Genomic DNA, 20,249 nt, shown 5'->3' with positions numbered 1-20,249 from the left:
AAGAATTTGACGTATGCGTCAAAAAACATATACTAACGTCAAATGGCACGGAGACAGACTCATGAGCATCAGGTCCGGCGGGATGGGCGTGGAGCAGGCGCCCGCGTTGACGATTGACTGGTTTCCCGAGGCGTTACCGCTCTCGGCCCGGCAAACCAGCGTGACGCTGCGCACCGAAGACGGCGCCGCGACGAGCGGCGTGCTGTACGTCGGTGCGCCCGCGAAGACGGTGGTGTGTCTGATGCATCCCCGCGAAAATTTCACGTTTCACTACATGATTCCCGGCTTGCTGCGCTCGGGTGCAGCAGTCTGGGCGCAGGCTGCGCGCTCGGTCGGAAACGACTTGCGACTCGAACACGAAATCGCGCTGCACGACGTGGCGGCGGGCATCCGCTACCTGCGGGAAGTCGGCTTCGAGCGCATCGTGCTGCTCGGCAATTCCGGTGGAGCGGGGCTTTACAGTTTCTACATCCAACAGTCGCAATTGCCGGCCGGTAGGCGCATTGCGCGCACGCCTGGTGGCCGGCCTTCGCAATTGGCTGAAGCGACTTTGCCCACTGTGGACGGCATGATCCTTCTCGCGCCGCACCCCGGGCAAGGGCGCTTGCTGCTCGGGTGCATCGATCCGTCGGTGACTGACGAAGACGATCCGCTTTCTATCGACGACAGCCTGAATCCGTTCAATCCCGCTAACGGCTACTCGCGCGTGCCAGGCGAGACGCGCTACGACGCGGGCTTTGTCGAGCGTTACCGCGACGCGCAACGGCAACGTGTAGCGCACCTCGACGAACGGGCGCGGCAATTGATTGCCGTGCGGCAAAGCGCTCGGCAGGCGGTGAAGCGCGGCGACGCGACGCGGCGCCAGAAGATAGAGGCAAACCACACGTCGATCATGACCGTATGGCGCACCGATGCCGACCTGCGATGCCTGGACCTGACGCTCGATCCTTCGGACCGGGCGCCAGGCTCGCTGTGGTCGCCCAATCCGGTGACGTCCAATTTCGGATCCGTGGGCTTCGGACGGTTATGTGCCCCGGAGGCGTGGCTGTCGACCTGGTCGGGCCTGAGCTCGAATGCAGCGCTGGAAAAGACTGTTCCGGACGTCGTGGTGCCGTCGCTTCTCGTCGAATACACCGGTGACCAGACCACTTTCCCGCAGTCGATAGCGCAGATCTTCGAGTGCGTCGGCTCGGACGACAAGACACACTTGCGCCTGCGCGGCGACCACCACGGCAGACCGCTCGCTGCGGGCGAGGAGGCGGGCCGCTACGCCGCGTCTCGCGAGATTGGCGCATGGCTGCACGAACGCTCATTCTTGTAAGTTGAGGGACTTCGCAAATGAATCAATCCGCATTGCTCAGGCTCGCCGGCGTCGACCACACGGCGCGTCCGACATGGAAGTTGAAGGAGACGGTCGAGTTTTACCGGGACACACTCGGTCTCCCGCTCGTGCACACCATCTCGGCCCGGGGCTGGGGGCCGGAAACGCACCCCGACTTCCTGCATTTCTTCTTTGATAGCGGCAACGGCAGCACCATCGCATTCTTCTACTACCTCGGCGAACCGAAGCCGCAGGAGCGAGTGCAGATGCGGCCGACACCGGACGATCACCTGTTTGACGCGACACATACGGCCTGGCTCGCCGAAAGCACCGATCAATTGCTTGAGTGGAAAGCCATGCTGGAGGAGAAGGGGATCGAGGTGTCCGCGACGACTCGGCATGAAGTCATCGAATCCATCTATTTTCGCGATCCGAACGGCTATTTCATTGAGATCACTGTGAAACTGCGCCCGCTCCAGGCGCTGGATGCGCAAGACGCGGCGCTCACACTCGAAGCAGCGATCGAGGCTGAAGAAGCGGCACATCGGCAGGCCGCCGATGTCGAACAGATCGACACCGTCTGGCAGGAAAAGGGCCGCTTGTTGAGCGATCTATGCAACATCGAAATCGACGGCCCCGGCATTTTCGTGCCGGCGCTGGCGGAGTTCGCGAGCGTCGTCGCCGCCGCGCGGGGCGACGCGGCGTGCCGGGTCTCACAGCCAACGCCCGGCTACTACCTGATTGAATCGGATACGCCCATCGAATTCGACCGTAAGGCGCTCGGTTTGAAGCCTGCAGTGTGGTACGGCCTCTTCACGGGCGGCCTGCGCGGACGCATCGAGACCTTCGACAAGGACCGCGTGCGGATTGTCGAGCAGAAATAGCAAAGCAAGACCGGAGACGAAACACATGGCTGGCATCCACTACCCCATCGATGGGGTGAACTATGGCAACCCCGACGTTGCGCGCCGCTACCTGGAGGAGGGCGCGTGGATCGATTCCACTTTCGGGGAAGCGCTGCAAGCGACCGCACGGCGCATTCCCGATAAGCTCGCTTTTATCAGCGATGAGCGCAGCATCACATTTCGGGCGCTTGACGAACTGAGCACGCGCTTTGCGGCGGCGTTGTTCAATCTGGGGCTGAAGCCCGGCTCGCGAGCCTTGTTCCAGATGGGCACCACGATCGACACAGTGATCGCGTTGTGCGCGTGCTACCGCAGCGGCATCGTGCCTGTCTGCTCGCTGCCGCAGTATCGCGAGGTGGAGATTGGCAAGCTCGCTGAATTGAGCCAGCCGCAGGCTTATTTCGTGCAAGGCGACCTAGGCCACTTCGATCTGGTCGGGTTTGCGGGGCGGATGTGCGATATGCATCCGTCGCTGACCCGATTGATCGTCGCTCGCGGTACGGTGCCCGAGGGCGCTCACTCGATGACCGCGCTGTTGGAATCCCACACCCTTGAGACGGCTCGAACGACGCTCGATGCGGTGCGCCTCGGCTCCGAGGACGTGCTGAGCTTCCAGTTATCGGGCGGCACCACGGGCGTGCCGAAGATTATCCCTAGGTTTCATGCGGAGTATCTCGCGCACGCCGCCGCGTGGGCCACGCACATCCACGCCGGCAAAAGTGCCACCGTGATCTGGTCCTTGCCCCTCCTGCACAACGCTGCCCATCTGTACGCGATCGTGCCGACGATTCTGCTCGGTCAGACCACGGTGCTGATGCCGAAGGTCGACGTGGTGCGGATGGCGCAGTTGATTGAGCGTCACCGCGTGACGCATGCAGTGTCGATCGGCCCGGTCGCGCCACAGTTGATGGCCAGCCCACAGGTGCTCGAATCGGATTTGTCGTCGCTGAAGGGATTCTTCTGCATGTCGCGCGCGGATAGCCTCGAAAGCTTCCTGGGAGTTCCGTGTTCGAACTTATACGGCACGACAGAAGGTCTGCTGCTGGGTTCGGCGCCGGACGCCGACGCGTTCATCCGCCACCATACCCAAGGCTTTTCCGGCTGTGCGTTCGACGAGATCATGCTGCTCGATCCGGAAAGCGAGCGCCCGGTTGCACCGGGCGAAATGGGGGAACTCTGCTTCCGCGGGCCGTCCAGCCTGCGTGGCTATTACAACGCGCCTGACATCAATGCGACCGCGCTTACCGGTGAAGGTTTTTTCCGCAGCGGCGACATGATGCGTGCACATGACGTCGATGGCGTGACCTGCTATTCGTTTGAAGGCCGCATGCGCGACAACATCAATCGAGGCGGCGAGAAGATCGGCTGCGAGGAAGTCGAGTCCTTCTTAAGCCGTCATCCGGCGGTGCTCGACGCAAAGCTGGTGGCGATGCCGGATCCGATGTATGGCGAAAAGGGCTGCGCATTCATCGTCGCGCGCGCTGGCCAGCCGGCGCCGGACGTCGCGCAAATGATCGAATTCCTCACCTCGCAAGGGCTGGCCAAATACAAGTGTCCCGAGCGGATCGAAGTCGTCGACGCGTTTCCGCTGACACGCGTCGGCAAGGTCGACAAGCCGGCGATGCGTAAGTGGATTGCCGACAAGCTCGCAGCCGAAGTCACTGCGGGGGCTTGAATGAGCGCGCCTGGCTTCGATTCCGCACCCTCCGAGTGGCTATTGAGCGTGCAACCGTTCGTCGTGCGACGCTGCGTTAAATGGGGCGAATGCGACCCCGCCGGCGTCGTGTACACGGTCAATTTCAGCGAGTACGTGATTTCGCTCGCCGATCGTTTCTACGCGTCTTTGCTGGGCAAACCGGTGGAGTCCGGCAAGAACGGGCTGGGCTTCGGCACCCCGGTCAAGGCGCTCAGCTTCGTGTTCAACCGCAGCTTGCGGCCCGACGTTCACTTTGACATGACGCTGAATGTGACGGAGGTCCGCGAGCGTTCGTTCGACCTCGCGATCGAAGCCACCGATTTGGACGGCAACGCGGTCTTTTCTGCAAAGTTAAGTCCGATTTGTGTCGCTCGCGCAGAACGGACGTCGATTCCCATTCCGCCGGCGTTTCGCGCCCGGCTGCTCGACGCAGCCGCCATGGCGGGTCATTGATTCCCAGAGGACAACATGAATATCAACGTCGTGGGTGGCGGTCCGGGTGGGCTGTTTTTCTCATATCTCGTCAAGAAGCGCTTTCCAGAATGGTCGGTGCACGTGTTCGAGCAGAATGCCGCGGACGCGACCTACGGCTGGGGCGTGGTGTTCTCGGAAGTCGCGCTGTCATTCCTGCAGCAATCCGATCCCGCGTTCTGCGAGCGCTTTACCGCCGGCCACGTGCTGTCGGACCACATGGAAATCGTCCATCGCGACGTGCACGTGACGTTGCGCGGTAATCGCTTTTCGCGAGTTGCGCGTCTGGCGCTGCTGCAATTCCTGCATCGCGAATGTCAGAGCGTCGGCGTGGACCTGTCGTTCAACACGCGCATCGACGAGCTCGACACGCTACGCGACGCAAGCATGGTTGTCGTGGCCGACGGCGTCAACAGCCGGCTGCGCTCGCGCGACGCGGAGGTATTCAGGCCATCGCTCGTTCGCCGCCGCAACAAGTTCGCGTGGTACGGCACGCAGCAATTGTTTGGAGCGGTTTCGCTGATTTTCCGTGAGACGCCGACGGGCGTCTTTATCGCGCACAGCTATCAATACAGCGAGCGGCTGAGCACGTTCCTGATCGAGACGGACCCGCAGACATGGGAACGAGCGGGCCTGTCGGAGATGAGCGACGAGCAAAGCCGCGCGTATTGCGAGCAGGTCTTTGCGGAAGACCTCGGCGGCCATGGTCTGCTGTCGAACAAGTCGAACTGGTTTGAGGCTGTGACAGTGAAAAACGAAACCTGGACGAGCGGCAACGTGGTGCTGATCGGCGACGCGCTACGTTCGGTTCATTTTTCGCTCGGCTCGGGAACGCGGATGGCAATGGAGGATGCGATCTCGTTGTTCGAAGGCGTATGCGCGCATGCGGACGATGTTCGCGGTGCGTTTGCACACTTCGAAAGCGCGCGCCGTCCAGCTTCCGACCGGTTTCAGATGGCGGCGGCAAGGAGCCTCGACTGGTATGAAAAAGTCGCGGAAAAACTGCACCTCGATCCGATTAGCTTTGCGTACGACTATATGCGTAGAACCGGCCGTGTCACACACGAAGACCTGCGCGAGCGTGATCCCGAACTGGTGCGGGAATACGAGTGTCTGCACGGCGAGCCGGCCGGCTAGGCGCAAAAAATTTTGACCTTGAATTGACGAATGTGTCACATAACAGACGTATTCGTCGAAATTAGGTAAGAAGGACTTCCGGGCGCACAAAGCGTGATGGCAGTCAGCGCATGAGAACCAGAGCACTGAACTATCGGAGATATCCATGGCTGTGCCATCCATCGACGCGGGAGCGTCGACGATAGACGAGCGTCCGGTCGGTACGCTCCAACGGCTGGTATTGGCGCTTTGCGCGTTGTGCATGGTGATCGACGGCTACGACGTCCAGACCATGTCCTATGCGGCGGCTGCGCTGGTGAAGGACTGGCACGTCGCGCGATCGGCGCTCGGTCCGGCGTTCGGCGCTGGTCTGCTCGGGATGTTTGCGGGGTCGCTCGCGCTTGGCTCGCTCGCGGACGTCGTCGGCCGCCGCCCGGTACTGATCGCGGCAATGGCGTGGGTCGCGGTCTGCATGGGAGTGACGCCGCTTGCGTCGTCGCTCGGAGAGCTGACGGCGATTCGTTTCGTGGCGGGCATCGGGATGGGCGCGGTGGTGCCCAACGCGATCGCGCTCGCAGGCGAATACAGTCCGGCGCGCATTCGCGTGACGTTGCTAATGGTGGTGTCGTCGGGCTACATCGTCGGCGGGGTGTTGGGCGGCGCCATATCGGCGTGGGTCATTCCACCGTTCGGTTGGCGTGGCGTGTTCTGTGCGGGGGCGCTGCTTACCGGTGGGGTGACGACAGTCATGCTGTTTTCACTGCCTGAATCGCTTCAGTTCAGCTTATTGAAACGTTCGAGCAATCGACACACACACGACTTGCTGCGACGTCTCGGTCTCGATCAGACGAGTACCGCTCCGACATCGCGCTCTTCCACCAGCCTGCAAGATCGCCCACGTCGCCCATGGGCCGCGCTGTTGGGCGAAGGACGCATCGCGTGCACCTTGCTGTTGTGGTTCGCCTATTTCGCGAACATGTTGTGCGCGTACTTCCTCGCCACATGGATTCCTGTGCTGATGAGCGGCACGGGTTTATCGACGGGCAGCGCAGTGCTCGCCGGCACCGCACTTTGGCTTGGTGGTCTGGCCGGGAATCTTGTCCTCGGGGTCTTGATCGACAGGCGCGGATTCGGGCCTGTGATGTTCTGCAACTTCGTTGCGGGTGGCGCGGCGATTGCGGGCATCAGCCATTTTCACGAGGCCACGCCGGCGTCGACTCTGGCGGTCGCGATCGCCGGCTTTTGCGTGCTGGGCGGGCAGTCGGGGCTCAACGCGCTCGCGGCCGCACTTTATCCGACCCACGCGCGGGGGACTGGCACCGGCTGGGCATCGGGCGTTGGCCGGCTCGGCGCGGTGCTGGGACCCGTGACTGGTGGGTTTCTGGTCGCGCATGGCGCGAACACCCAGCAGACGCTGCTCGCTGCGGCGGTCCCGACGATCCTCGCCGCGGCTTCGACTGGAGCGCTCGGGCTACTCCAAGGGCGGTGCGCAAAACTCATGCCGGTAGCCCGCGAGCCGGAGCTTGCGGTCGAAGGTTGCGCGGCATGCCACGCGGACCGACATGCGTGAGTACCGAAAGGAGGCGTTCAGCACGGGCGCTGATTAATCGATTTTTGATGATCCACAAGGTGAACCTTTGATCAAGACTCCCGCTTTCTCAGCGACGCTCGGGCGGCTCCTGATGAGTGCGCTCTTTTTGTCGAGCGGCTTCGGCAAGCTCGCCAACCCTGCCGGCACTAAGGCATACATTGCCGCCAACGGATTGCCGTGGCCCGACTTGGCGTACGGTGTGGCGATCGCCATCGAAGTTGGCTTTTCCGTCGCACTCGTGTTTGGGTATCGGACGCGCGCCGTTGCTGCCGTCATGGCGATATTCACGCTGGTGACGGGGCTGGCGTTCCATAACAACCTGTCCGATTCCCATCAGGTGATCAATCTGCTGAAGAACATTGCGATTGTGGGTGGCTTCCTGCAAGTGATCGTGCTTGGTGCGGGCGCTCTCAGCCTTGATGCGTTCTTGGCGTCGCGTCGACCACCGGCGCAACCCTAGCATGCTGCGCGTTCCTGAGGTCCGTTGCGTGCCCTCCGGCGCCCGGAGTGGTGGGCTTGCAAGTAGCGTGTTGACCGCTGGACTAGCTGCCGCCCCTGCCTAATATCTGTAATCGTAAAGTGCCGTCAAAGCGGCATTCATAAAAGTAGCATAACTAATTAAAGTGGAGACTTTTCATGAAACGGATTTGTTCCGCCATTTTCCTAGGCGGTGTTGCTTGCTCGGCCCATGCGCAAAGTTCAGTCAGTCTCTATGGCATTTTGGATCTTGGCGTCACTTACGTGAACAACACACAGACGGGACGAGCAGGTCGGGGGCTCACGGGCGGACATCAATTCGCACTGACAGACGGCACCTCGACAGGCATGAGCGGCAGTCGCTGGGGGGTGCGAGGGGTGGAGGACCTCGGCGGCGGACTGAAGGCGTTGTTCGTGTTGGAGAACGGTTTCAACGCGAACAACGGTGCGCTCGCGCAGGGCGGAGCCGAATTCGGAAGACAGGTCTACGTCGGCCTGCAGAATAACGTGGGAACCGTCAAACTCGGCCGGCAGTACGACCCGTACGTGGATTATCTGCAGCCGCTTGCCGTTGTCGGACAATGGGCCGGGTACATGGGGACGCATCCGGATGACCTCGACAACCTTGCGAACACGAACCGGATCAACAACGCGATCAAGTTCGCCACGCTCAACTATCGGGGCTTCAGTGCGGAAGCGGCCTACAGCTTCGGCGGCGCAGCGGGCAACGTCACGCAGGATCAGATCTGGTCCGCGGGTGCGGGTTATTCCGGTGGCCCCATTACCATCGGAGTGGGGTATCTGAACGCGCGCGACCCGAACATTTCGTTTTTCGGAAACACCCCGAACAAGGGCGGCGTTACGGTCGACAACATGGGTGCGTTCGGTACGACAACGTCTGCGCAAATGAATCCTGTTTTTGCCGGCTATGCATCGGCGAAGACGCAGCAGATCGCCGGTCTCGGCGCTGCGTATGCGGTCAGTCAAACCACTTTTGGCGTGGTCGTCACGAACACGCGCTTCGAGTCGCTAGGTTCGTCGTCAGGGCCGAATCCGCTCGGTTATACCGGCACCGCCGAGTTTACGAATGTCGAACTCAGCGTCAGTTCACGGGTTAGTCCGACACTGCTGTTCGGAACCGCGTTTGACTACACGAAGCGGAACTCGGTCGATGGCGATGGCGGCGCCAAGTACCTGCAGCTCGACTTTGGGGGCGACTACAACCTGTCGAAACGCACCGATGTCTATGCCTTCGCTGTCATGCAGCGCGCAAGCGGCCGCGATTCGCTCGGTCAGCCGGCAGTGGCCTCGATCAGCGGATTCAGCCCGTCTGCGACGAACAAGCAGATTGGATTCCGGTTGGCGCTGCGACACCGATTTTAGATTTGCCAGGTGCAGGCCGTGGATCCGAACCTGCTATCGTGAACTGTGGCTTTTAGCGGCGGCTGATCCGCCTATCCGAAAGATGACACGTGTGTCTGGATACATGGCCTGTATCCCGAGACGGTGAAGATGCAGATACAGACCCTAGACCGCGGAGTGCTCCCAAGATGGCTGGTAAAAGTAAGAAGGCCATCCGGTTAATATTGGGGAACCCACTGGTAGTGTCATTCCCCGACAGCTCGCTGAGGTCGTTCGAAAGGAGTGGAGCTTCCGTGAGCTGCGCCTTCCGCTTCCTGTCAGCGAGATCAAACTTGCTGGCACCGCCGCTCGCACGGGAACCCGCGAACGTGTGGCTAAGACAGTTGATAGCGGAACTGTTCGCTGACGATCGAGCCTGATCGCGACGGAAGCGCGCCGCGCCGCGCAACTCCCGGTCCGAGGCCCTGCGGCGGGCAGCCGATGGCGGTAAAAACGGCAGTTACTTCCGCCAACGGCGTGGAGTTACTTAAGGAGCAACTGAGGAGCGGGCCGTTCGCGTTGATCACGAGCAGCGTCGGCGGCCACCAATGCGAAAAATCGCGCGCAGCGTGCATGAAGAATCGCGAGATGTAGCGAGATCCGTCGGAGATACGCCCGCATATCGGCACTCGCGGAGACAGCGAAAGAAGGTAGAAATGCTGTTTGCCCACTTGAAGCGAATCTTGAAGCTAGATCGATTGCGACTACGCGGACCCAGCGGAGCGCACGATGAGTTTCTGTTGGCTGCAACAGCACAGAATCTACGGCGAATGGCGAAGTGGTTAACGCCAAAGCAAGACGCGGCGACAACGACCGCTTGAGGGACATCGGGGCGGCCGATCCGGTCCCGAGAACCCCGTCTCAACTGCCAACCTCGAGAGTTACGCTCTCGCTCCGCCACATCATCTGGGCCCAAAACTCGAGTTTTTCAAATGTGAGGGACTTCCCCGTCCCGGTGCGACGCTGAAGTCGCGGGCATCGAGTGCCATGATTGAGGTGCCAGCCATCAATCGGAACAGGAGGGGAAGTCATGGACCAGCTTACTACCGTCGGCATCGACCTGGCAAAGGATGTGTTCGCGATCTGCGTACTCGACACCACGGGTGCGGTATTGCAGCGGCGCGTGCTGCGACGTGAAGCATTCATGAGGTGGGCTGAGCAACTGCCTCGGTGCCGCGTCGCTATGGAAGCTTGCGGCTCCTCTCACCACTGGGGACGCTGGTTTTCCACCCGCGGCCACATCGCTCGCCTCATTCCAGCCGAATTCGTCAAGCCGTTTCGGCCCGGCGGCAAGAACGACGCCGCCGATGCTGAAGCCATCGCCGTTGCCGCACGGCAGCCGACCATGCGCTTTGTGGCAATCAAGTCTGTGGACCAGCAGGCCATTCTCGCGTGGCACAGCGTACGTCAGGGTTGGCAGGAGGAACGTACCGCGCTGCTAAACCGCACTCGCGGACTGCTGGCTGAATTCGGCGTGGTGATTGCGCGTTCCGCAGATCGTTTCCTCCGCGCGTTGCCCACACTGATCGAAGACACCAGGCTGCCTGACCCGGTGCGCGCCATGTTGCTCGAAGTGCGCGAACAACTGGTCGCGCTGAACCTAAGGCTCGCCCGCTGCGACCAGCAGATCACCTCCCACGCGAGATCCAGTGACACTGCCAGACGCGCCAGCGAACTGCTCGGCGTCGGGCCGCTAACCTCCAGCGCGACGGCTGCCACGGTGCCCGACGCGAGCGTGTTCAGGAACGGCCGGCAGTTTGGCGCTTGGCTCGGCCTGACACCACGGCAGCACAGTTCAGGCGGCAGGACTCGCCTGGGGCATATCAGTCTGCGCGGCAACGTCTATCTGCGCACGCTGCTCGTTCAGGGCGCCCGAAGTACTTTGCAGTCGGCGCTGCGTGCCGACCCCGCGCACGCCAGCCGCCTGCAACGATGGATCAGGCAACTCCATGAACGCAAGGGTTATCACAAGACGCTGATTGCGATTGCCAACAAGCATGCGCGCATGCTGTGGGCGATGCTCGCAAAGGGCGCGCACTACGACGCCGACGCGTGGCAACGCCATCCCATGCATCGGCCGTTACCACCCACAGCAGCATGATCCGGTTTGCCTGAGACTCATCTACTGCTCGACGCGATAGCAAGACGAGGTCGGACCGAACGGGAGAAGAACCCGACGATTCTGTTGGCGAGTCATCACCGTGCGTGGCGTGTCGCTGCGCGCCTGTTCGCCGTTTTTCAAATAGGGTTCTCCTGTGCGGCTCATATCGTGGCCCGCCCGATACGCTTCGGGCAACAAGGCCGTTTGCAAAGACGCAGTCTGTTCCTGGTATTGCTTCGACGCGCGAGCCAAATGACCAACAGGAGAGCGTTATGACGACTCCACCAACCGGGCCGCCGAGAAGGGCGGCGCCACACGTCTACCTATGGCGCCCAAAAACTCAACCCCGACCTTGACTCTCGGTGGAAGTCCTTGCAAACACAATCGGCCAAGAACAGTCGTTGGCCGAACGCTTCCAGATTGGCGACAATCTCGCCATTTCGATATCGGCGGAAATGAATACCGACCCGCGATCGGGAATGCCCTCGCAGCCGCCTGTCCTGAACCTTGAGTATCTTTGACAGTACGCGCACTCGCCAACATGTCCGAAAGCGCGACAGCAATACACCGGAGCCCGCGGCAGTAACAATTGCGCTCAAGTATTCTCGTGCCGTGTCGACATTACAAATCGATGCCGTACAACAATTGCCGGGTGGAAGGATAGACGAGGAAAGGATGACCGAGAATCTGCTGATCAAGCTGCTTACTGCATTCGCCACCGGATGCGCTTGCACTTTTATGCTGGGCGGATGCACTACCGCGCACATCGTGTCCGACGATTATTCCGGAGAGTTTCAGGGAAGGTATTTCGTTTCGGACGCAACCGGTGACGATTCAATGAAGCGCAAGACCATTGACGTGGTATTCGGCGAAGGCCGTACCGCAACCGTAACGGTTGAGGAGACCGGTCGAGTTCTTCATCTTGACACTTGTCATTCGCTCGCCGGTTCCTACACCAATTCACTGGCAAATGCAGACCCTAATTCGATCATTCATGCGGTAGCATGCCAGGACGAGGACGATTGGTACTGGAGCTTTATGCATGGTCGCCCGGGTGCCAAGACAAGTGCAGGGTACACGATGTTCAGAAACGTCACTTCGCACTCAGGATATCTTGTCCGCAGGAGCATGCGAGATCGTTACCCCAGCGATCTCGCCTTGGAGCCTGTCGGGCAATAGCATCGGCGTCACCGGTGAAAAATGGGACACCGGCGGTGCTGGACAAGCGTTCTCCTTCAGCTCAACAGCTAGTCAGTGCAAAACGGGCCGTGCTCGCTCAAAGGGCGGCGCCATTTACGGTCCGTCGCGGACACTGCCCTCGGCGGTGCATATTCATCGCCCGGTTTTCCGGCATCGGCGAGATCTATGTGGCATGTGGTTCCATGTCCCGTCACGTGAGCGGTGTACCGATGATTTGCCTCAGGTATGAAGGTGACCGTACTGATACAGCCTTCTGCCAGATAATTCTCTGTAGGCACGAGAGAAAATGAAATCGGTCGCCCAGCCATGATTTTCCGTGCGACTTCACCGTCATCGGGAACGGGCGGCAAGCGCGTTCTACCTGTGCATTCAGCCGCGCCGGCGTAGATATTGGGTATTACCAGCATGTGCCCGCCCTTGCTAAATACAAGAGTAGCCGTGTCACCTTCCGATGGTTCTTTATATACCGAGGGGCCAAGGGTGCCACAGCCAGATAATGCCAATATCACCAAAGCGGCCAGCAAGAAATCGAGTCGTCGCATGTTTCGTAGTCTTCCGTGTTGATTATGTTTGTTCGTCAGAAACGTATACGACTCGCGATGGTAGAAACTTGAGCTACACACCATGGAATGCCGGGGCTAGGCAATCCTGAAGCTGCTTAAAGTCGCGCCAGCCGCAGGTGTAGATTCAGCGCTCGCAGTGAAGCGCCGCAGACGCGGAGTGGCGTCCGCTTTCTGGCGCCACCAATGTCTCCTTCGGGTGTGCGCCGTGAAAAGGCGGCGCTTTCCAGCGGGTGCAAGCCCCGCCCGGCAACCGCTCCAGCCGGAAGCAACCGGAGCAGTCATGGAGGTAACGAAGTGGCTGAAGCCTCTGGTAATGCGTGTCACGAATAGGTGACAGCGCGAGTGTGCAGGCCGTAACGCGAGTGAACGCCGAGCAAACCTCGAAAAGGACGATGCGCAGGCCGACCCGGCAACCCTATCGGGGAAGGCTGATACGACTGGGTGAATGAGCAGGCTGGACGCCCAGTTGCTGCGCCGGGGTAGTGGCGACAGCATGTACACAAGGAAAGCGTACGCAACACGGGAAGTCCCTTGGCGAGGTCAGGGATGACCAACCGGACGCCCGCGAGGGACAGGCCGGGCGCCTTGGGATGACGGAGAGGCTCGTAGTACCGGTGAAGCCGGGTAATGCCGGTGGAGGGAAGGGGCCTCAGTTCAAGACGAACGCAATACGTGGTGAGGGACCAGGAGATTGGGCAACCTATCAACTCCGATCAGTGTTCAGAAGCTGCAGACGGCGTTACACGCGAAAGCGAAGGCAGAAGCCGGGTACCGCTTCTACGCGCTGTACGACAAGATCTATCGCGAGGATGTGCTGGCGCATGCGTACGCCCAGTGTCGCTCGAACAGGGTGCGCCCGGTGTCGATCGCCAGGACTTCGCAGAGGTCGAAGCGTACGGAGTGCAGAAGTGGCTCGGCGAACTGGCGCTTGCGCTCAGGCAGGAGACGTACCGGCCGGACCCTATCAGAAGAGTGTTTATCCCGAAGGCCAATGGCAAGCTGAGGCCACTGGGCATCTCGACCCTACGGGATCGGGTGTGCATGACAGCAGCGATGCTGGTGCTCGAACCGATCTTCGAAGCGGACCTTCCGCCCGAGCAGTACGCTTACCGCCCGGGGCGAAATGCCCAGGAAGCGGTAATCGAGGTGGAAGAGCGGCTGCATCGAGGGCAAACGGACGTTGTTGACGCCGACCTCGCGGACTACTTCGGAAGCATTCCCCACGCCGAATTGATGCTGTCGCTCGCGCGACGCATCGTCGATCGGCGTGTGCTGCATCTGATCAAGATGTGGCTGGAATGCCCCGTTGAAGAAACCGATGACCGAGGCCGGAAGAAACGCACGACGGAGGCTCGGGATAGCGGACGCGGCATTCCGCAAGGGTCTCCCATCTCACCACTGCTGGCAAATGTCTACATGCGCCGGTTCGTGCTGGCATGGAAGAAGCTCGGACTTCAGCGAAGTCTTGGCAGTCGCATTGTGACCTATGCAGATGACCTGGTGATCCTCTGCAAGCGAGGCAAGGCCGAAGAGGCGTTGCTCAGACTGCGCGAGATCATGAGCAAGCTGAAGCTGACGGTCAACGAGGAGAAGACACGAATCTGCAAGGTGCCGGAAGGCGAATTCGACTTCCTGGGTTTTACGTTTGGGCGGATGTACTCAGCAATGACTGGTCGGGCCCGTATGGGCATGCGTCCGTCGAAGAAGAGTATCCGGCGCATGGTCGAAAAGCTTCATGCGATGACCGCCCTCAAGACGGTATGGCAAGGGACCACGGAGTTGGTGGGCAGGTTGAATCGGACGTTGCGCGGCTGGGCAAACTACTTCCAAGTAGGGAGCGTCAGCCGAGCATACCGAGCAATCGACAGCTACACCGCTACGCGGTTACGCCGGTGGTTACGCAACAAGCACAAAGTCAGACGTCGCAGGGGCGGGACCTATCCAACCTCGCACCTTTACGGGCACTTCGGTCTCGTACGTCTACAGGGTCCTTGGTAATAACTTGCCGTGTACGAAGGCGTGATGTCTTGTCCGAGAGCCGGATGCGGGAAATCTGCATGTCCGGTTCGATGAGCGGGATGTGGAAACGGGGTTAGGGTGAGGTTATTCGGGCACCGCCAGACGAAAGGGGCGGCAACAGACAAACCGAACCTACTGCTACCGCGCCACATCTCGACTCTACCGGTTACGGAAGTTCGAGACTGATAAGTCGGAGGGAACCGGGCGATAGATTTTAAACTTCAGGGTACGGCGACCACGCGTCGCTCGCTACTACGGACATTGGGGCAATCTGGCTTCCACTTCGTCCCGCTAGCGCTCACGTTCCGACGACAAGCTGGGCTTGCAGCGGTGGCAATCCGATGTTCGTGCGAAGGCGTTCGGAAAGCGTAATTGTCGGAGCCATCAGGGGTTGCCGGTTAGCGAGCGCGCGGCCATCGACTTCACTCGCCCCCCAATCGTTGACTTCGTGCGATTTTTTCCGACTCAATCAATGCCCGTGCATGCCGCCGCTAGAGCCGCTACCCATGAAGTGACCACCCGCGCCGCTCCCCATACGACCGCCTCCGCCACCCGAGGCATGTGCGCCTTCGCCGACCCCGCCGTATCCGCCGGTCCCCATGTGCCCCGCTTGCGCGGGGACGCTTGGGCGCATCACTGCCATGTGCGGCGCTTGAGCGGGGGCACTCGGCGGCATCACTGCCACGTGCGGCGCTTGAGCGGGGACGCCCGGCGGCATCACTGCCACGTGCGGCGCTTGAGCGGGGACGCCCGGCGGCATCACTGCCACGTGCGGCGCTTGAGCGGGGGCACTCGGCGGCATGACTGCCATGTGCGGCGCTTGAGCGGGGGCGCTCGGAGGCATCACTGCCACGTGCTGTGCTTGAGCGGGAGCGGGCGGCAGGGCTACGTGATGCGACGGCTGAGCGGGCGGGGCGCTGGACGGCACAGCTACGATGTGATTCGGATTGTGGCCGAAGCGATCGCGGTCGAAATCGTGGTCGAAAGGGTGGCCGAAGCGATCGTGGTCGAAGTGATGGTGATGGTGATGGTGGTGGAATTCGTCAAAGAAAACGAATCCCCCACCGAAGAAGACCGGCGGCGCGAAGTACCAAGGCGTGTAATCGTACGCGTAGTCCGGCATGACCCAAGACTGGCCATAGCCGTTCACGAATACCCAGGTGCCGTCAAGCTGCCGGCAGGCCCGCCCGGTGTACGGCTGCATGACGCCGTCTATTTCTGCTTGACCTGAGACGTCGCGGCACGTGGAAGTGTCGATCGGCTGCCCTTCATAAGTCTGAGCTGCCACGGGGGCGGTGCAGACCAGACCGGCGAGTAGCGCCGGTCCAAGTCGAAGTACGTTGCACATGATGTCACCTGCCATGTGTTCCTTTGACAGATAAACGTATGGAGCGTTCCTTTTATTCCGCAAGCAGCATATTGGTAGCGTTGTTGCCCCCGGGCGGGCGTGGGACATGGTCGGGGGAGACTTGTAAACGTAGAAGTGTCGAAGTGAAATACTTGACAGACCACCTCAGGGCATGACTCTACCGGTTACGGCCGACCGCATCGGGCGGCAGTCGGCCGATTGTGTTTGCAAGGACTTCCACCGAGAGTCAAGGTCGGGGTTGAGTTTTTGGGCGCCATAGGTAGACGTGTGGCGCCGCCCTTCTCGGCGGCCCGGTTGGTGGAGTCGTCATAACGCTCTCCTGTTGGTCATTTGGCTCGCGCGTCGAAGCAATACCAGGAACAGACTGCGTCTTTGCAAACGGCCTTGTTGCCCGAAGCGTATCGGGCGGGCCACGATATGAGCCGCACAGGAGAACCCTATTTGAAAAACGGCGAACAGGCGCGCAGCGACACGCCACGCACGGTGATGACTCGCCAACAGAATCGTCGGGTTCTTCTCCCGTTCGGTCCGACCTCGTCTTGCTATCGCGTCGAGCAGTAGATGAGTCTCAGGCAAACCGGATCATGCTGCTGTGGGTGGTAACGGCCGATGCATGGGATGGCGTTGCCACGCGTCGGCGTCGTAGTGCGCGCCCTTTGCGAGCATCGCCCACAGCATGCGCGCATGCTTGTTGGCAATCGCAATCAGCGTCTTGTGATAACCCTTGCGTTCATGGAGTTGCCTGATCCATCGTTGCAGGCGGCTGGCGTGCGCGGGGTCGGCACGCAGCGCCGACTGCAAAGTACTTCGGGCGCCCTGAACGAGCAGCGTGCGCAGATAGACGTTGCCGCGCAGACTGATATGCCCCAGGCGAGTCCTGCCGCCTGAACTGTGCTGCCGTGGTGTCAGGCCGAGCCAAGCGCCAAACTGCCGGCCGTTCCTGAACACGCTCGCGTCGGGCACCGTGGCAGCCGTCGCGCTGGAGGTTAGCGGCCCGACGCCGAGCAGTTCGCTGGCGCGTCTGGCAGTGTCACTGGATCTCGCGTGGGAGGTGATCTGCTGGTCGCAGCGGGCGAGCCTTAGGTTCAGCGCGACCAGTTGTTCGCGCACTTCGAGCAACATGGCGCGCACCGGGTCAGGCAGCCTGGTGTCTTCGATCAGTGTGGGCAACGCGCGGAGGAAACGATCTGCGGAACGCGCAATCACCACGCCGAATTCAGCCAGCAGTCCGCGAGTGCGGTTTAGCAGCGCGGTACGTTCCTCCTGCCAACCCTGACGTACGCTGTGCCACGCGAGAATGGCCTGCTGGTCCACAGACTTGATTGCCACAAAGCGCATGGTCGGCTGCCGTGCGGCAACGGCGATGGCTTCAGCATCGGCGGCGTCGTTCTTGCCGCCGGGCCGAAACGGCTTGACGAATTCGGCTGGAATGAGGCGAGCGATGTGGCCGCGGGTGGAAAACCAGCGTCCCCAGTGGTGAGGAGCCGCAAGCTTCCATAGCGACGCGGCACCGAGGCAGTTGCTCAGCCCACCTCATGAATGCTTCACGTCGCAGCACGCGCCGCTGCAATACCGCACCCGTGGTGTCGAGTACGCAGATCGCGAACACATCCTTTGCCAGGTCGATGCCGACGGTAGTAAGCTGGTCCATGACTCTCCTGTTCCGATTGATGGCTGGCACCTCAATCATGGCACTCGATGCCCGCGACTTCAGCGTCGCACCGGGACGGGGAAGTCCCTCACATTTGAAAAACTCGAGTTTTGGGCCCAGATGATGTGGCGGAGCGAGAGCGCAACTCTCGAGGTTGGCAGTTGAGACGGGGTTCTCGGGACCGGGTCGGCCGCCCCGATGTCCCTCAAGCGGTCGTTGTCGCCGCGTCTTGCTTTGGCGTTAACCACTTCGCCATTCGCCGTAGATTCTGTGCTGTTGCAGCCAACAGAAACTCATCGTGCGCTCCGCTGGGTCCGCGTAGTCGCAATCGATCTAGCTTCAAGATTCGCTTCAAGTGGGCAAACAGCATTTCTACCTTCTTTCGCTGTCTCCGCGAGTGCCGATATGCGGGCGTATCTCCGACGGATCTCGCTACATCTCGCGATTCTTCATGCACGCTGCGCGCGATTTTTCGCATTGGTGTGTTCGGGCAACATTGCTGCTTCATCGAACACTGAGCACAGTCCGGTTGGCTTGATCGATAGATGATCGTGTTGGCCTTTGTGATGTGCGAGCGTGGATCTTTGAACTTTCGTCGCTCACTTCGCAGAGCGTGACCTTGCGGACATCGGTACTCGTTCGCTTGCTCGTTCCATTGGAATTCGCTGTTAGGAAGGGTTCCGTCGTTTCGAGCCCAGCGCTCCCAGACTGGAACATGCGGTTCGATGGCCTTTTCTTTCACCATCCAGCCGAGCATCGCTCCCGTTCCATACGCGGTATCGCCCACCAGACGCTTGGGTTTGAGCGCGAAGCGCTGTTCGACACGATCCACCATCGTCTTCGTGGACTCCACCTCCTGCGAGCGGTGCGCCGGCGTGGCTTCGACATCGACAATGATTCCAGCGTGCAAATCGATCAAGTAGTTCGTTGAGTAGGCGAAGAACGCAGGGCCACCTGGGGCGGCGGTATAGCGTGCGGCGGGATCGGTCAGCGATATACGCTTCGGTGGCCTAGCCGATTCCGTGTCTTCGGATGCGACTGGATTTGCCTCTTCCAACGCAACGAGATACTCCCGGACCGCACGGCTCGGACGGTCGTCTTTGCGCCAGTCGATCACTTCAGCTCCAGGCACGCCGCGCGCACGATTTGCATCCGCTTTAACGACGCTTGCGTCTACAGCGAACCCTTCGCCTTCAACGAGTCCTTCACTCATGCAGCGCCGCAGCACGGACTCGAAGACGTGCCGCAAGGCGTCGCTATTGCGGAACCGGCCATGCCGGTTCTTGGAAAACGTCGAGTGATTCGGCACCAAGTCTTCAAGGTCAAGTCGACAGAACCAGCGATATGCAAGGTTCAGATGAACCTCTTCGCAAAGCCGACGCTCCGAACGGATGCCGAAGCAGTAACCCACGATCAAAGACCGTGAGCGTGTTCCAACTGGCAGCCTGATCGACGATACGGGGGCGCCTGCAACGCGAGCGCTAAAAGCCCCCGTGCTCGTGTGACGTATTAAAGCGGCTCTTCGTGCGAGGCGGAGGGGCCGACATACTCGTAGCGCGCCGTGTTCACGTGCGAGATGCGCAATTCGACCGGTGCCTGGTGATAGGAGTAGGCAATGCGCCTGACTTCGAGCAACGGCGTGCCAGGCAAGACTTCGAGCAGCTCCGCTTCAACGTCGTTGGCTGTGGCGACGCGCAGCCGCTCCTCAGTCCCGACCACGTTGATGTGGAACGCATCCTGGTAGAAGTTGTAGAGCGTGCTGGGTCGCTCGCGCAGCGCCGCTTCGGTCAGACCGGGAAAGCGCTCTTCAGCGACGGTGATGTTGTCGATCATGACCGTCTCGCCGTGCAACGCCAGGCGATTCACGAAGGAGAAGACCCGCGCGTTCGGTTCGATGCCGAGCGTCGCGGCAATTTCACGCGTTGCCTTCGTCTTCGTGAACGAAACGAGGCTCACCGTGGGATAGGTCTTGTCGCCGTCCTGGCGGACCACACGGAAAAAGCGGAAAAAATAGCGGTCGCGCCGGTGTTGCGCGACGAACGTGCCGAGCCCCTGATGGCGCACGAGGATGTTGTCCGCCACTAGTTCGTCGATCGCCTTGCGCAGCGTCCCGATCGACACGCCAAAGCGCTCCGAAAGGCGCTTCTCTGAAGGTATCGCCTCGCCGCCTTTCCACTCCTTCGCCGCCAGCGCGGCGAGGATCCCGTTTTTCACTTCCTTGTAGCGCGTGCCCCCGATGACGGCCGTGCTTGCCACGCCTGCCACATGGGCTGCGCCGTTCTTCATTGTGTTCATGGCGGTGTGCTCCCTTCCTCTTGCTTGCCGGACTTTGCCCCGATTTTACTTCATCTGGCTGATTCAACACATA

The 20,249-nt window shown here is 60.8% G+C and carries 13 protein-coding genes and 3 pseudogenes; 12 read left to right on the top strand and 4 right to left on the bottom strand.

Going from position 1 to position 20,249, the window contains the following annotated elements; genetic code table 11:
- Positions 1 to 61: 61 nt before the first annotated feature.
- From FAZ95_RS15510 to ltrA, 12 genes and pseudogenes are all read left to right on the top strand, one after another.
- Positions 62 to 1,321 carry an alpha/beta fold hydrolase gene (locus tag FAZ95_RS15510; RefSeq protein WP_137333259.1) on the top strand — a complete coding sequence of 420 codons (1,260 nt, stop codon included), beginning with the start codon at positions 62 to 64 and terminating at the stop codon, positions 1,319 to 1,321.
- A 17-nt stretch (positions 1,322 to 1,338) separates the two neighbouring features.
- A complete protein-coding gene (locus FAZ95_RS15505) occupies positions 1,339 to 2,205 on the top strand; it encodes a VOC family protein (protein ID WP_137333258.1) in 867 nt (288 codons plus the stop codon).
- 25 nt (positions 2,206 to 2,230) lie between these two features.
- Positions 2,231 to 3,901 (top strand): AMP-binding protein, encoded by a 1,671-nt coding sequence (locus FAZ95_RS15500; protein ID WP_137333257.1) that lies wholly within the window; start codon positions 2,231 to 2,233, stop codon positions 3,899 to 3,901.
- A gap of 48 nt (positions 3,902 to 3,949) precedes the next feature.
- Positions 3,950 to 4,375 (top strand): acyl-CoA thioesterase, encoded by a 426-nt coding sequence (locus FAZ95_RS15495; RefSeq protein WP_254699724.1) that lies wholly within the window; start codon positions 3,950 to 3,952, stop codon positions 4,373 to 4,375.
- A gap of 15 nt (positions 4,376 to 4,390) precedes the next feature.
- Positions 4,391 to 5,530 (top strand): FAD-dependent monooxygenase, encoded by a 1,140-nt coding sequence (locus FAZ95_RS15490; protein WP_137333255.1) that lies wholly within the window; start codon positions 4,391 to 4,393, stop codon positions 5,528 to 5,530.
- 145 nt (positions 5,531 to 5,675) lie between these two features.
- Positions 5,676 to 7,079, top strand: coding sequence for an MFS transporter (locus FAZ95_RS15485; protein ID WP_137333254.1), 1,404 nt, complete (start codon positions 5,676 to 5,678; stop codon positions 7,077 to 7,079).
- A 67-nt stretch (positions 7,080 to 7,146) separates the two neighbouring features.
- Positions 7,147 to 7,560 carry a DoxX family protein gene (locus tag FAZ95_RS15480; protein ID WP_254699723.1) on the top strand — a complete coding sequence of 138 codons (414 nt, stop codon included), beginning with the start codon at positions 7,147 to 7,149 and terminating at the stop codon, positions 7,558 to 7,560.
- Positions 7,561 to 7,736: 176 nt separating this feature from the next.
- Positions 7,737 to 8,960: a porin gene (locus FAZ95_RS15475; protein ID WP_137333253.1), complete on the top strand. Its 1,224-nt coding sequence runs from the start codon at positions 7,737 to 7,739 to the stop codon at positions 8,958 to 8,960.
- A gap of 563 nt (positions 8,961 to 9,523) precedes the next feature.
- Positions 9,524 to 9,799, top strand: a pseudogene (locus FAZ95_RS15470) (transposase); the annotation flags it as partial.
- A gap of 209 nt (positions 9,800 to 10,008) precedes the next feature.
- Positions 10,009 to 11,079 (top strand): IS110 family RNA-guided transposase, encoded by a 1,071-nt coding sequence (locus FAZ95_RS15465; protein WP_137333252.1) that lies wholly within the window; start codon positions 10,009 to 10,011, stop codon positions 11,077 to 11,079.
- A 675-nt stretch (positions 11,080 to 11,754) separates the two neighbouring features.
- Complete coding sequence (locus FAZ95_RS15460) at positions 11,755 to 12,258, top strand: hypothetical protein (RefSeq protein ID WP_137333251.1); 504 nt, start codon at positions 11,755 to 11,757, stop codon at positions 12,256 to 12,258.
- Positions 12,259 to 13,676: 1,418 nt separating this feature from the next.
- On the top strand, positions 13,677 to 14,840 hold the full coding sequence (gene ltrA / locus FAZ95_RS15450; protein WP_254699707.1) for a group II intron reverse transcriptase/maturase: 1,164 nt from the start codon (positions 13,677 to 13,679) through the stop codon (positions 14,838 to 14,840).
- Positions 14,841 to 15,330: 490 nt separating this feature from the next.
- Here ltrA and FAZ95_RS15440 read toward each other — a convergent pair whose 3' ends face one another.
- The 4 genes and pseudogenes from FAZ95_RS15440 to FAZ95_RS15425 all read right to left on the bottom strand — a co-directional run bounded on the left by FAZ95_RS15440 (position 15,331) and on the right by FAZ95_RS15425 (position 20,167).
- Positions 15,331 to 16,209 carry a hypothetical protein gene (locus FAZ95_RS15440; protein ID WP_137333250.1) on the bottom strand — a complete coding sequence of 293 codons (879 nt, stop codon included), beginning with the start codon at positions 16,207 to 16,209 and terminating at the stop codon, positions 15,331 to 15,333.
- A 603-nt stretch (positions 16,210 to 16,812) separates the two neighbouring features.
- Positions 16,813 to 17,881, bottom strand: a pseudogene (locus FAZ95_RS15435) (IS110 family RNA-guided transposase).
- Between the two features lie 205 nt (positions 17,882 to 18,086).
- Positions 18,087 to 19,304: pseudogene (locus tag FAZ95_RS15430) on the bottom strand (IS1182 family transposase); the annotation flags it as partial.
- Positions 19,305 to 19,390: 86 nt separating this feature from the next.
- The gene (locus FAZ95_RS15425) at positions 19,391 to 20,167 is read right to left on the bottom strand and encodes a GntR family transcriptional regulator (protein WP_175425693.1); all 777 of its coding nucleotides are present in this window, start codon (positions 20,165 to 20,167) and stop codon (positions 19,391 to 19,393) included.
- Between the last annotated feature and the right edge of the window lie 82 nt (positions 20,168 to 20,249).

This window comes from Trinickia violacea (genome assembly GCF_005280735.1).
Taxonomy (GTDB): domain Bacteria; phylum Pseudomonadota; class Gammaproteobacteria; order Burkholderiales; family Burkholderiaceae; genus Trinickia_A; species Trinickia_A violacea.
This window is presented reverse-complemented; position numbering and strand designations above follow the sequence as displayed.

Coding starts and splice junctions, on each gene's coding strand:
- FAZ95_RS15510 (WP_137333259.1), top strand. CDS start 62: ATGAGCATCAGGTCCGGCGGGATGGGCGTGGAGCAGGCGCCCGCGTTG.
- FAZ95_RS15505 (WP_137333258.1), top strand. CDS start 1,339: ATGAATCAATCCGCATTGCTCAGGCTCGCCGGCGTCGACCACACGGCG.
- FAZ95_RS15500 (WP_137333257.1), top strand. CDS start 2,231: ATGGCTGGCATCCACTACCCCATCGATGGGGTGAACTATGGCAACCCC.
- FAZ95_RS15490 (WP_137333255.1), top strand. CDS start 4,391: ATGAATATCAACGTCGTGGGTGGCGGTCCGGGTGGGCTGTTTTTCTCA.
- FAZ95_RS15485 (WP_137333254.1), top strand. CDS start 5,676: ATGGCTGTGCCATCCATCGACGCGGGAGCGTCGACGATAGACGAGCGT.
- FAZ95_RS15475 (WP_137333253.1), top strand. CDS start 7,737: ATGAAACGGATTTGTTCCGCCATTTTCCTAGGCGGTGTTGCTTGCTCG.
- FAZ95_RS15465 (WP_137333252.1), top strand. CDS start 10,009: ATGGACCAGCTTACTACCGTCGGCATCGACCTGGCAAAGGATGTGTTC.
- FAZ95_RS15460 (WP_137333251.1), top strand. CDS start 11,755: ATGACCGAGAATCTGCTGATCAAGCTGCTTACTGCATTCGCCACCGGA.
- FAZ95_RS15440 (WP_137333250.1), bottom strand. CDS start 16,209: ATGTGCAACGTACTTCGACTTGGACCGGCGCTACTCGCCGGTCTGGTC.
- FAZ95_RS15425 (WP_175425693.1), bottom strand. CDS start 20,167: ATGAAGAACGGCGCAGCCCATGTGGCAGGCGTGGCAAGCACGGCCGTC.